Source organism: Actinosynnema sp. NPDC023794, from assembly GCF_040639675.1.
Lineage (GTDB): Bacteria > Actinomycetota > Actinomycetes > Mycobacteriales > Pseudonocardiaceae > Actinosynnema > Actinosynnema luteola.
In genome coordinates, this window is record NZ_JBFAFR010000023.1 from 1 (window position 1) to 12,609 (window position 12,609).

Consider the following 12,609-nt stretch of genomic DNA (forward strand, 5'->3'; position numbering starts at 1 on the left):
TCGTCTGTCAACGTCACCACGGCCACCGGCCGACCCCTACGAGCCACCCGACAACTCTACAATTCATTAACGAACTTCAGGCGCAGGACACTAGCGTGGCGGCCCACATTGCCCACGCGCCGGCGCCCGGATGCAGCCGCGTCACCTGCGACACCAGCCGATGCGCCCTGATCCCGATCTGCTCGATCCTAATCACGAGAGTGGTTCGGATCAGCGCGCCGACCACGCGCTCGTGGTCGAACGACCGGGCGAGGCTGGTCGCCAGTTCGGGCAGAATGAGTTCGGGGCGGACAGCGGCCGGTGCAGGTCGAGGTCCTCGGGGTCGAGGAATGCGCACAGCCTGAGCAGTTGCCGGACCGCGGGTTCGTCCTCGGCGAGCTGTTCGTGGTGCGGCAGCCAGGTCGTGACGACGCAGGCCGGTATCCGCAGAACTCTCGGCGGGTGGTCTGGACGAGGGCCGGCGGCAGGTCACCCAGCGCCTGGGCCAGGTCGCCGACGGCGGCCGGGTCGTAGCGCTCGACCGCACGGGCCAGACAGGCCATGACTCCTCGCGCGTGAGCCTGTCGAGGTCGACTTGCGCGGCCAGGTTGCCACGTCCGCGGATCCGGCTGGTGATCAGCGTGCGACCGAGCCGCCGGGGAGCCAGGGGCGTAACGGCGTCAGGACCGGCGACGTTGTCGAACACGATCAGCCAGTCGGTTCGCTCCCGCAGCGCCGCGGCGCCTTCGAGCACTCCGCCACAGCGGAGGCGGACACCAACGGTAACGATGCCAGCCAGGTGGCGATAACAGCCGTGTCACCGGAGGTGGCTGTCACGAAGTTGTGTAGTGTACCCCTTTTCTACGCCGCCAGGCGTAGAACGGATTGGAGGCTTCAGTTGTCGCCAAGCACGCCACTCGACACAAGGTCAAGTGCCATTGATCTCAGTGTGGTGAATTTGCGCGTCTTGCTGTCCAGCAAGTCGTCGCGCGTAGACGCAGCCGTCGCGTCGATTGTAAATCGGGCCCACAATACGACCCTGTCCGCAGATACGCAGGGACAACGTGACTAGCGTTCACAATTCTGTCGACCTCGTTCCGCAGGTAGGCAGCAGCTTGCTGTCCGAGGCATTCTTCGCCGAAGTGTGTGAAGGCCCGGTGCGCGGCGAGGTGATGCACCTCCTCCGTCGCATCGAGAACACGCAGCGCAAGCTGCTCATTCTCGGATTCGAACGGGAAACGCGCGCGCTGGCCGACGTCGAAGTGCTCGTCCCGGACCTGGGGGAAGCCTGGGACCTTCTTCTCCTCGCCGAGGACGCAGCACCGGGTGTAGTCGATGAGGTCATCATGTTCCCGACCGTCGGCCTGTGGTTCAGACGTGCCCTTGAGACCGTCGTCGACGGACACATCGACACACCCGCGAAGCGGGCGGAAATCGGGGTTGTGCACGCGGTCGCAGCCGCCGCCGCCCTGCGGGCCGGGTTGTCGTTCGACATCAGGGTACCGGTCACACAGGGTGTTGTCAGCCTGCCCACAGTGGGGCAGTACGAGGTCGCCGTCGACCTGTCAGTCGACTTCATGCCGCTGCACCACTCGGAATCGGGCACGAAGGTGGAGCACGTCAAGTTCCGACCGGTCCGCAGACACCGTTCGACGGCATCAGGAGTGGTGCTGGAGGTGGTCTTCGAAGACACCGACCCGCACCGGGCGTTCGCGGACAGTCCCGCGGCGCCGGATCCGCTCAGCGACACCGAGTTCGAGCGCTGGTGCGCCCAACTCGACGCCGCCTGGGAGATCCTGGTCGGCTGGAACCGGCGTTACGCGGAAGAGTTGTCCGTCGGGCTGATGAGCCTGGCGCCGCTCACCCGGGAGGGCAAGCTGGTCGGCGCCTCCTCGGCGTCGGCGTTCGGCGCGATAGCGTTGTGCGAGAAGGCATCGGCCGACGAACTCGCCGACGCGCTCGTGCACGAACTCCAACACTCCAAGCTGAACGCGGTCCTGGAGTGCGTGAGTCTGCACGGGACGGACGAAGTGGATTACTTCTACGCGCCTTGGCGCGACGATCCCAGGCCCTTGAACAGCGTCCTGCATGGGATCTACGCGTTCACCAGCGTGGTCGAGTTCTGGCGTGCGCGACGTGGCTTGGTCTCGGAGGGTCGGGCCGCGAAAGCCGACTACGCCTTCGTTCTAAGAGCTCTGCAAGTGCGCATGGCCATTGAGGACATCGCCTCTACGGCACAGCTCAACCACTGGGGACAGATCTTCCTGGAGAAGCTGTCAAGCCGCCTGGCCGCCTGTGAGGACGACCTGACGGAGGCCGAGCGCACCGGCCCCGTCGCGAAGCTCGTCGCCGATCACCGCGCCCTGTGGCGCGTCAGGCACGTCATGCCGGACGGACCGGGTATCGCCGGACTCGCCGACGCCTACCTCGCCGGCGAGGCGAAACCCACTGGATCCGCCTTGGACCACCGGATCGCGGAGGAACCCGTGCCCGGTGCGTCGGATCGCGCACCGCTCTTCAAAGCCCAAGCCCTCGGCCTGGCGACCATCAACGCGGACGCAGCCGATCTCGCGTGCGCGGCAGGCGACGTCGAGGCTGCCACCGCCGCCTATCGACGCCGCCTCGAAGCCGATCCCGATGACGAGCAGGCGTGGGCAGGTCTCGCGCTCACCCTGAACACAGCTCGGCCAGAGGTCGTCCGCGCGCTGCACCGGGAACTCCGGACGCGTCCCGTCGATCGACCGGACCCGGTGCTGCTGGCCGGGTGGTCGGCGGGCTGAGCGGCGTCACAGCTGCATCGTGTCGATGTCGCAGTTCGCTCGGATGAGCTTGGTTGCCAGGACGGTCGTGGGGTGCTTCTCGCCCAGCACGAGGCGGAGTCTTTCGACCGTCCTGGCTTGCAGCGCCGCGGACTCTTCGAGCCCGCCCAGGTTCCGCAGGTCGATCGCGAGGTTCAGCGCCGCCGCCAACGTGGACGGGTGGTCGCCGCCCAGCACCCTGGTCGACCGGGCCACGATGTCCTCGTCTATCTCCTTCGCCCGCGCGTGCTCACCGAGCGCCGCCAGGTCGCTGGCCAGGTTGATGGCGCTGATGAGCGCGAACGGGTGATTGCTGTCGAAAATCCGGTGCAGCGTGCCAGTCACCGACTCGTTGAGGTCACGCGCCCGCTCCAGCTGGCCCGACAGCCGGTAGTTGACCGCGAGGTTCGTCGCCGCGATGAGCGTGTGCGGGTGCTCCGCGCCCTGGATCTCCACGAACAATTGGTGGCTGCGCTCGGCCATCTCCATGGCACCGGTGATGTCATCGAGGTGCCTCAGGTCGACCGACAGGGTCATCAGCGACGTGATCGAGTCGAGGTGCCGTTCGCCGAATCTCCTCCGGTACCGGTTGTAGCACTCCTGGGCGAGCACCCGGCCGCCCATGTGATCCCCGGTGCGGCACCGGGTGACCGCGAGGTTGCGGGCCGTGCCGATGGTGTGCGGGTGATCCTCGCCCAACAGCTCCCGTTGCCGCGTGAGCGTGACTTCCTGCATCGCCCGCGCCGCCTCGTAATTGCCGAGTTCGCGCAGATCCGTGGCGAGTGCGCCTTGCGAGCGGTGCGTCCACAAGTGATCCGAGCCCAAGACCGCCAAACGTCGATCGAGCGTGTCGACGTCAAGCTGGTGCGCGCGGTCGAAGGACCCCACGAGCCGGTAGCAGCCCGCGAGGTTGTGGGCATATCGCAACGTGTTCGGATCGTCATCACCGAGCACCCGGCACGCCCGCTCGTAGGCGTCCTCCTGCACCACCAGTTCGTCGTTGAACCGGCCCTGCGACCGCAGGTCGGCCGCGACGGTGTCCATCATGCTGATCACCTGCTCGTGGTCGTCGCCGACCGCCGCGCGTAGCATCTCGTAGGTCCGGTTGTTCATCAGGGTCGCTTCCTGCGCCTTGCCCGCACGCCGCAACCCCGCCGCGTGCAGCCGGCGCATCTCCAGCGTTTCCAGGCTGTTCTCGCCCAGCATCCCCCGCCACACCTCGACGCCGTGCTCAGACAGGTCGATCGCGCCGTCGTAGTCGCCGCTGGCCAGGAGGTACTTGACGAAGTTCGTCATCATCGCGCGCGCCCAGGTGAACTTGCAGTCCATCGCCTCCGACGCCATCACGTGCGGCAGCAGCTCGGCGTACCGCTGCCAGTTCGCCGCGTCCTCCGCCACCTGGGGGTCGCCGCTGACCAGCAGCACGTGTACCGCGTGCCGCATGTTCTCCCAGTCCTCCTCCGCCAGCCGGTTCTTGACCGCAGCCTGCACCAGCCGGTGGAGCTGGATGGTGTTGCTGCGGTGATCGATCTTGGCGAGGCTGTACTTCTTGATCTCCCGGATGGCGCGGTCGAGCTTGATCGGAACGGCCAGCGCTTCCGCCAGCTCCGGTGGTACCGGCACGTCGCGCACGCCGCGGAACAGGGGCAGCGAGATCGGCTCCGCGCCGAAGAACGCGCAGATCTGCAGCAGCTGCAGCGCCGCCGGGTGGTCACGGCCCAGCACGCTCAGCGGCACGTTCCACGCCGCGGCGACGGGGAGCTGGTCGTCGTTGGACGAGCCGGCCCGGACCAGCTCCGACCGGTTGAGCCGCAACAACTCCAGGTACTCCGGCACGGGCATCCCGGTCTGCGCGCGCCATGCCGCGGCCTGCTCGATGGCCAAAGGCAGGTCCCCCAACGCCTCCGCCAGCGCGTTCGCCTCGGCTTCGTCCAGCTCGCCGCCACGCCGGTGCAGCAGCTCAATGCTCTCCGCGCGCGTGAACAGGTCGACCTCGACGGCGTGCGCGTAGCCGCTCCAGTCCGAGTTGCGCGAGGTCACCACGACCTGGCCGGAGCCGGTCGGCAGGAACCGGCGCAGCTCCTCGGGTCGCTCGGCGTTGTCGAAGACGATGATCCACCGCGAGTACGGCTCGCCGCCGGCCAACGCCTCCAGCACCGCAGGCACTGCCGCGTCCGCCGACCCCGCCGGCAGGTCGAGCCGATCCGCCAGCTCCACGAAGCTCGTCTTGATCTGCGCCTGGTGCTCGGCGGGCACCCACCACACGAGGTCGTACTCTGACTCGTGCCGGTGCAGGTACTCCACGACCGTCTGCGACTTCCCCACACCGCCCATGCCATGTAGTGCCTCCGGCAGGACAGCGGTTGCGCCGCCCTCGGCCAGTCTTCGGCGCAACTGCTCCAACAGCGCTTCCCGGCCGACGAAGTCCTTGTTGCGCAGGGGTACCCGTCCCCACACCTGCGGTCGATGGTCCGGTCCACGCTGTTGCTCGCGCCTGCTCATGTCGCCTCCTGCGGTGGACACCCCCGCTGTGCCCCTTTGGCCCCCGTGCCCGGCATCGAGCTCCGAACGCAGCGCGGCGAGGCGCTTCGCCCTGGGCATGTACGGACCGGACAACGCGCGGAACACCGCCTCCTGCACGCGGACATGGCGCAGGTTCTCGGGTGAGATGTCGGGAAGTGCGGTCTCGGGCTGGTCGAGCGCGGCGGCCAGGTTGCGCAGCACGGTCGCGCCCGGCACGGCGTGCTCGGCCACCAGTCGCGCGACGCGCACCGTGTCGGCCCGGTGGGCGCCCGAGAGCAGTTCCTCGCGCACGCCAACGTGGAAGTCGTAGAACACATCCGGCGGACCCTCGCCATGGTCGCGCACCAGCAGTCCGCCGAGCAGCACCTCCGCGAGCACGGTCAAACCCGCCTTCGGCAGCAGCACGCGCTGCACGAGCTTCATCGTCGGCAGGTCGAGTGGCGCGGCGGCGAGCAGCCCCGCCAGTTGGAACGCTGCGGAGGATGCCACGGTCCGGAACTCCAGGACCTTCTCCCGCGCACTGAGCGACTTGTCGGCCCCCGAACGCGGGCGGTACGCGGGCGGCGCGCCGTGCAGCGGGTGGACGAGCGCGGCGGTGGTCTCCACCCATTCCGAGCCCGCCGTACTCAGCAGCCGGGCCCACCCGGTGAACCAGGAGCCCGACAACTCCAGCACGGGGATGGCGGTGGCACCGCGCTCGGCGCTGTCGGGGAACGCGAAGTCCGGCTCCGCCGGCGAGATGCGCAGTTGCCCGTTCGGTGCGCCGGAGTAAGGCGCGGACAGTCGGACGCGCCTGGCCGCGAGGCCGGTCCAGTACCACAGACGCTGTTCGAGCATCTGGACCACGGCCACCGGCATCTTCTGGGCCCATTGGTACAGGACGTGCTCGGCGGCGCCGGTGTACCAAGCCGTGCCGACGGCGTCGGTCAGCACGAGGACGAGCCGCCTGCCGGTCGGGTCGGCCAGCCTCAGCCAGCTCATCGGCCTGGCCTCGGCGGTCTCGGCGCGCAGCACCAGGTCCGAGGGTGACCGCGCGGAGAAGTCCGCGTGATAGAGCCGCACGTCGCGGAACGCGCCTTGGTGCATGAGCAGGTCCCGGAACTCCTGCGCGGTCTGCTGCCAGATCGACATCGACGCGGACCGGTCGACGACCAGGGCCACCTCCAGCGGCTGCCACTGCGTCGGACGGGTTTCGGGCATCCACAGCTTGTCCTGCGCCGCGCGGGCGGCGGTGGCCTCCTCGTCCAGTTCCTCGTCGCGCGGAGACGGTGAGCCGCGCATCAGGGGCCGCAGCGCGCGTGCAATGCGCCTGCGGTCGGGCAGGGCGGGCACCGTCGGCCACGCCGAGGACGCCGCCAGGGTCGGGCCGCCTGCGTCGGACGCCCGGCCGTTGACCGCGCCGGTGGAGTTGATCGTCCACTCCTGGAACCCGTCGGCGGCGGGCCCGGCTTCGCCTTCCTCGGACTCGTCATCGGTCGCCGTGCCCTCGGGCACGGCACCGCCGCGTCCTGACGAGGTGTCCGGTCCACCGCCCACGGCTGTCGGCGGCGGAGGCCACAGCGCGTGGTCCGGAGGCGGCAGCGACTCCTCGCCCCTGAGCACCAGCGCGAGCCACAGGGCGTCGCGCAGCTCGCGCAGTAGCAGAGCGCTCGTCGGCAGGTCGCGGGTCGGATCCGTTCGCGCGTGCGGCGACTGGGCGACCGCGGCGCGCACCCCCGCCCAGCTCTCCACGCCTCGCTGCGGCCCGTCCATCACGACTCGGTGGACAGCGGGTGCCAGATCGACTTCAGCAACTCGTCCCACTCCTGGTCCTGTCGGTACTCCCCGGAGGTAGCGAGCTGCACGGCGAGGTGCACCGCGTTGAGCAACTGGTCGGACGCCAAGCCGCCCACCTGCCTGCTGTGCTCCAGGAAGTGGTCGATGAGCCGCTTGAGCTCAACGCCCTCGGGTGCCCCGAAGTGGGCCGCCACCATCTGCCCGAGCTGGTCGTAGTTGGGCGGGTCGACATGGAGCTTCAGGCAGCGGCGCATGAACGCGGGCGGGAACTCACGCTCGCCGTTGCTGGTGATGATCACGACGGGGAACTCGCGGCACCGCACGACGCCGCCGACGACGTTCGCCGTGCCGCCGTGGTCCGTGGTCCGCACCTGCACCTCGGGCCGCCCGCCACTGATCCGCACCAGCTCGGGGATGGCGTACTCGCCCTCCTCGAAGACGTTGAGCAAGTCGTTGGGCAGGTCGATGTCGCCCTTGTCCAGCTCGTCGATGAGCAGCACGCGAGGCAGGTCATAAGGCAGCAGGGCGGTGCCCAGGGCGCCGAGGTGGATATAGTCGCCGATGTCCGCGTCGCCCGCCCGGTCGCGGTCGCCCGCGCCAGTGGCCTGGACGCGGCCGATGGCGTCGTAGGTGTAGAGGCCGTCACCCAGGCGGGTGCGGCTTGTGACGGGCCACCGCAGCACCGGCCCGAGTCCCAGCTCCCTGGCCACCAGGTATGACAGCGTCGACTTGCCGGTGCCCGGGTTGCCGGTGACCAGCAGCGGACGCCGCAGGCTGATCGCGGCGTTGACCATGTCGACCTCGCGCGGGTACGGGATGCGGCGCACGGTACGGGCGTTGCCGACGTGGCGGTCGGCTTCGCCGCCGTCGTCGTCCGGGCGGAAGGTCGTGCCCTGCCCGGAGAACCTCCGCCACGGCGGTGCGGGCGGCCAGTCCCGCACGGGCCGCAGTGCTTTTTCGGCCGTGCCGCGGTAGAGGTGCCAGCGTGGTGTCGTCGGCTGGAGGGTGGCCGTGTTCGCGTTCATGCAGCCGAGGCTCCTTCCGGTGCCGTCGGGTCGATCGGCACCACAATCCGGTCCGGGTCGTCGTAGAGGACCGTCAGGGCGTGGCCGCAGTGCGTGCCGCCCGGTCCTTCCGCGAAGGCCTCGGTGCGCGTTACGCGGATGCGTTCGAGCAGGCCGAGGTGGTCGCCGTCGTGGAGCAGCCTGCGCGCGGTGTCCATGAACGCCGAGTCGCAACTCACACGGTGCCACAGCATGACCGGCACCCCGGCGCGCAGCCCGACCGCGACCTCGTCGCGGCCGGAGAACTCGGCCCGCGGCGGCGAGCTGAGCACGAGTGACACCGCCGACCGCTTCCGGGAGAACGCGGCGATCAGCTCGCGCAGCGCGTCGGGGCTGTCGTCCCGACCCCAGCAGCTGGATTCCTCGGCGATCACGCCCGCGCGGTCGAGCTGCGCGGCCAACTCGGCCCAGCGCGTCTTCCACTCGCGGTGCCACTGGCGCTTGCCCATCCGCTCCAGGCTGCGCACCACCACGGGGTAGCGACAGCCGAGCAGTTGCGGGATCTTCGTGTCGGTCTCCCACTTCCACTGGTCCACGTCGAGGTTGAGCATCTCCGCCGAGAGCACGAACTCGACGTGGTAGACCGGGTCGAAGTCGACCCAGTGGCCCTCGATGTACTCGATGAGCATCGCGACCGTGTGCTTGACCGACTCCAGGTCGCCGACGTGCTCGAACGCGCGCATCGGGTACCAGCCGTCCTGCATGCCGAGCTGCCGCCAGTGGACCAGCTCGAAGCGGTCGCCGGAAGCACCGACCCGTTGCAGCGAGAACACCAGGAAGCCGTAGTCCTTGAGCGGTTTGGTGAGCGGCGCGCGGGCGTTGCGGATGTCGTGCCGGACGGCGGCCAGCTCGTCGGCCAGCCCCATCAGCTCGGCTTGGAGGCCCGCCCAGCGGTGCAGTTCCAGGGCGATCTCGGGGCGTGCCTTCGCGGCCAGGTGCTCGATGAACACCAGTGCCTTGGGCAGGCCGTCCGGACGCGCGTTGAGGGTCTCCAGCAGACTGAACGCGTCGAGATAGCTCGAGTTCTTGGGCAGGTGCGGCGCGGTCGGACCCGCGACCGCGCGGTACGCCTCGTCGACGTCCTCGACGTTCACCTCGCGCAGCAGCGTCAGCACGGTGTGGCGGACGTCGGAGGACCACAGGGGCAAAACGGTCATGTCGAAGACCACGTCGCGCACCTTGGCCATGTGCAGCGAGCCCTTGTCGAGCCTGCCGACCACGCGCACGAGCGCGGACAGCCCCAGCGGGCGCTGGTAGCAGGCGGCGACGATGTCGTAGAGGTGGATGAGCGTATAGCCGTGCTCCTCCACCGGGAGGACTTCTCCGAGTTCCTCGCAGAGCATTCTGACGACCAGGTTGCGCCCGTGCAGGTCGCCGAGCACCTGGATGAGGCTGAGGGATTCAACCAACTGCCATAAGACTCCCCGTTCGGGCTCCCTCGGTGTCCGCACTTCTGCGCCCCCTTGTGGTCGACCGCCATGCCGCCACACGTATCGTAAGGCCCGGTCCCGTTATTCTCCCACTCCTTCGGACGTCATCCATTCGCGTGCTGCCCCCTCGGCCCGGCGAACCGGAACCGAGTCTCCTTCCAGTTTGCGGAGCGCGGTGAAAAGGTCGCGCAGACCATGCTCGTAGTCGCGGCAAGTCCGCACCAGTTCGAATACGTGCAACCGGGCCCGCGGGTGGTAGCGGACGGCGCCTTTCACCGAGGCGGGCAGGAGTTCGAGGACTTTCCGCCTGCTCACCTCGTCCTCGACGCTCGGCACTTCCAGCAGCGCCTCCACCAGCGCGGTCAGGTGGTCGACAGACCTCACGACCGGCTGCGGGACTGGTGGGGCGACCGGCGTGGCGAGTCGGTGGGCGGCCTTCAGCCACGCGGTCGAGTCCGCCTCCTTCACCCTGAAATGGAATTTCCGGAACCGCTCCGGCTCGGCTGGCGGGTAGTGGCGCACCACGTCGTCGTAGAACCCGTCGGTCACCGCGAGCGTGACCGGTTCCGGAGAGTTCCTGCATTCTTCCCGCAATATTGCGGAGTCCAAGAGGCGACTCACGAGGATGATGGCGCTACTCGCGACCCCGTACTCCGTACGGCGCACATCGCCAGCGTGCAGGCACAATCGGAGCCGAATACGCGCCTCAGTCGCGGAAACTTCGTTGTGCTCGCGCAGGCGGTCGGCCAAATGGCGCACCACGCGATCGAGCACCACGACTTTCGATGTTGCCGCAGGTATCAGGATCAACGCGCCGTCGCCACCGTCCTGCCATTCGCAGGAATCCCACCGGACCGACGCCTCCGCGAAAGCGCCGCGCACTGCCCTGTTGAGCCCATCGTGCACCGCCACCCGGTGGGCGTCCGTCCGCGACGGGTCTCCGTAGCGATCCACGTCCAGCACCATGATCGTGTAGTGCAGCGGCAACCGAGAATCGTGCGACGACACGGACGACCACCTCGCCGGGGGTTGCGGGATGCGCGGGACCTCATACGGTAACGGCGTCACCGACGCGCACGTTAGCGTCGCCACCCGGCAGGAGCAGCCCGCCCGCCGCCGGGTAGACGACCGGCCGGGGCGGTCAGGGCAGCTGGACTTCCAGCGAGTACAGGTCGTTCCAGTGGTGGAGTCGAGCGTGCGGTCCAGCCCGTTGCGCGCCCCGGTGTCCCCGTCGACGTCAGGTCAGCCTCGGCCGCCCGCACCGCACACGCGCGGGTCGTCGCGGTAGGAAGATCATGCAGAACAGCAACACCTGCAGCTGCGAAGGTCTCATTCGCGGCGTGGCCCGCGACGTGTACGCCGGCCACCCCGGCGAGTTCCGGGGCAAGGCGCCGCGGCCTGATCAACCCCTTCAACGGGTCCGGCGGCTGCATCGGTCGCGCACGACCGGCTCGAACCTCCTTATCTGGTGGGTCGATGAAACGGTGACCGCTTCCAGTTCGGTGGCGACCAGCGCCGCCACGGCGTCAAGCGGATGTGACTGTGGGCTGCCGGAACTCTGCATTGGGGCGCCGAGTTGCGGCGATCGTGCATCATGGAGGGTTGGGCGTGATCGTGAGACGTGGCGTCACGAGTGCTGTGCCTGATCTCGTTCGGCTCGCTGGCCGGCTGGTTCTGCTCGCCGCGTTCGTGCGACACCTACCCGACTGGTTGCGGCGACACCGGTTGGTGACGCCGGGCGCCATCCCGCGATGGCACCGCCACCTCATCGCGAAGAAGTCGACCTACCGAACCGCCTGCGACTTCTTCCACGTCGACTGCACGGTCACCTTCGAGGGCGTCTACGTGTTCTTCATGCTGGAAGCCGCACCCGCTACGGGTGCGGCTTCCAGCTCGGCCGAGGCGGACACCAGCGGTGGGCCGACGACGGCGGACGCGGCTGCGCGGTGACCAAGGCGCCCAACATTGCCGTCACGAGGGAATGCGCCGGTGAAATGGTTTCGGGCAGCTGACACAGGGCCGATCACGTCCAGTTCGCCCAGCAGGTTGATCGAGGTCGTCGGTGGACGCCGGGCTCGCACTCAACGCAGGTGCTACCGAGCCGCGTCGGTGCGCAGCGTCAGGATCTGCACCGCACGCTCGCCGGTGTGCGGGTCGCGGCCGTGCCAGCAGCGGTAGTTGTCGACCGCGAGGATGTCGCCTTCCTCCAGGCGGACGCGGGGCAGATCCGCTTCCAGCGCGTGCACGGTTCGTTGGAACCGGTCGACCATCGCGGTGATGTGCTCGGCGGCGGGGTCGCGGTGCAGGGGCACGGCCCCGTCGGTCCGCCGGGCGATGCGCCGACCGGTCCGGGTGTACTCGACGTGCCGGCCCACGCGCGGGGTCGCGGGCAGCCCGCGCAGCCCCGCCCACTCGCCGTAGAGGTCGACGTCCACGCCCGTGAGGAAGTCGACCAGCTCCTGATCAGGGCATGTGTCGAGGTAGCGGTAGGCGTCCAGGACGAACGAGTCGCCACCGGCGGGTGCGGGGTGGACGCACTGGACGAGCACGGCGTCCTCGTCGGGGTCGCGTCGCCGGGACCTCACCCCGCCGATGTCGACCACCTGGTCGAAGCTGTCGGCGTGCAGGTGCACCGGCCCACCGTCGTGGGACGTCCGCGCGCGGATCGGGAACAACTGTCGCAGGTGCCGGCCGTACAGGTGCGCGGCGGCCACCGCCAAGGCGTCCGGGGTGACCGGGAGGCCGGTGAGGATCACCGCGCCCGCTTCGGCGAGCGCCTCACCGGCCTTGTCGGTGTCGTGGGCGTCCACGCGGGCAGGCACGACGCCGAGGTCCCGGCCGTTCACCGGTCGGCTCCGGCCGTGCTCTCCGCGCCGGTCGACGTCGACGACGTAGTCACCTGCGGCTCCCCGTGTCCGATCCGGTTACCGACCGGACAATTACAACATGGTGGCAACTGCAAGGCAGAGGCATCAATGCCTGGGTTCGCGGTAACCCACAGCCCGTCCCGGAGCACGGAGGTGCGTTCTCGGCGAGCGC

Annotated in this window: 7 protein-coding genes; 2 read left to right on the forward strand and 5 right to left on the reverse strand. The window is 69.0% G+C overall.

Features of this window, described 5'->3' with window-relative positions; genetic code table 11:
• Positions 1-1,094 precede the first annotated feature (1,094 nt).
• Positions 1,095-2,759 carry an aKG-HExxH-type peptide beta-hydroxylase gene (locus AB0H12_RS32725; protein ID WP_499628258.1) on the forward strand — a complete coding sequence of 555 codons (1,665 nt, stop codon included), beginning with the start codon at positions 1,095-1,097 and terminating at the stop codon, positions 2,757-2,759.
• A 6-nt stretch (positions 2,760-2,765) separates the two neighbouring features.
• Here AB0H12_RS32725 and fxsT read toward each other — a convergent pair whose 3' ends face one another.
• The 4 genes from fxsT to AB0H12_RS32745 form a co-directional block, all read right to left on the reverse strand.
• Positions 2,766-7,052 (reverse strand): FxSxx-COOH system tetratricopeptide repeat protein, encoded by a 4,287-nt coding sequence (gene fxsT / locus AB0H12_RS32730; protein ID WP_499628259.1) that lies wholly within the window; start codon positions 7,050-7,052, stop codon positions 2,766-2,768.
• A complete protein-coding gene (locus AB0H12_RS32735) occupies positions 7,052-8,101 on the reverse strand; it encodes an AAA family ATPase (RefSeq protein ID WP_499628260.1) in 1,050 nt (349 codons plus the stop codon). The genes fxsT and AB0H12_RS32735 overlap by 1 nt, the downstream gene beginning before the upstream one ends.
• The gene (locus AB0H12_RS32740) at positions 8,098-9,549 is read right to left on the reverse strand and encodes a VMAP-C domain-containing protein (RefSeq protein ID WP_499628261.1); all 1,452 of its coding nucleotides are present in this window, start codon (positions 9,547-9,549) and stop codon (positions 8,098-8,100) included. Before AB0H12_RS32740 ends, AB0H12_RS32735 begins: the two co-directional genes overlap by 4 nt.
• 102 nt (positions 9,550-9,651) lie before the next feature.
• Positions 9,652-10,557 carry an effector-associated domain 2-containing protein gene (locus AB0H12_RS32745; protein ID WP_499628262.1) on the reverse strand — a complete coding sequence of 302 codons (906 nt, stop codon included), beginning with the start codon at positions 10,555-10,557 and terminating at the stop codon, positions 9,652-9,654.
• A 651-nt stretch (positions 10,558-11,208) separates the two neighbouring features.
• Here AB0H12_RS32745 and AB0H12_RS32750 point away from each other — a divergent pair.
• On the forward strand, positions 11,209-11,520 hold the full coding sequence (locus AB0H12_RS32750) for a hypothetical protein (RefSeq protein WP_499628263.1): 312 nt from the start codon (positions 11,209-11,211) through the stop codon (positions 11,518-11,520).
• Positions 11,521-11,663: 143 nt separating this feature from the next.
• Here the strand turns inward: AB0H12_RS32750 and AB0H12_RS32755 are convergent, their stop codons facing one another.
• The gene (locus AB0H12_RS32755; protein WP_499628264.1) at positions 11,664-12,416 is read right to left on the reverse strand and encodes a TauD/TfdA family dioxygenase; all 753 of its coding nucleotides are present in this window, start codon (positions 12,414-12,416) and stop codon (positions 11,664-11,666) included.
• Positions 12,417-12,609: the final 193 nt, after the last annotated feature.

Bases quoted from the DNA above. Each gene is read 5' to 3' on its own strand.
- AB0H12_RS32735 (WP_499628260.1), bottom strand. From the start codon at position 8,101: ATGAACGCGAACACGGCCACCCTCCAGCCGACGACACCACGCTGGCAC.
- fxsT (WP_499628259.1), bottom strand. From the start codon at position 7,052: ATGGACGGGCCGCAGCGAGGCGTGGAGAGCTGGGCGGGGGTGCGCGCC.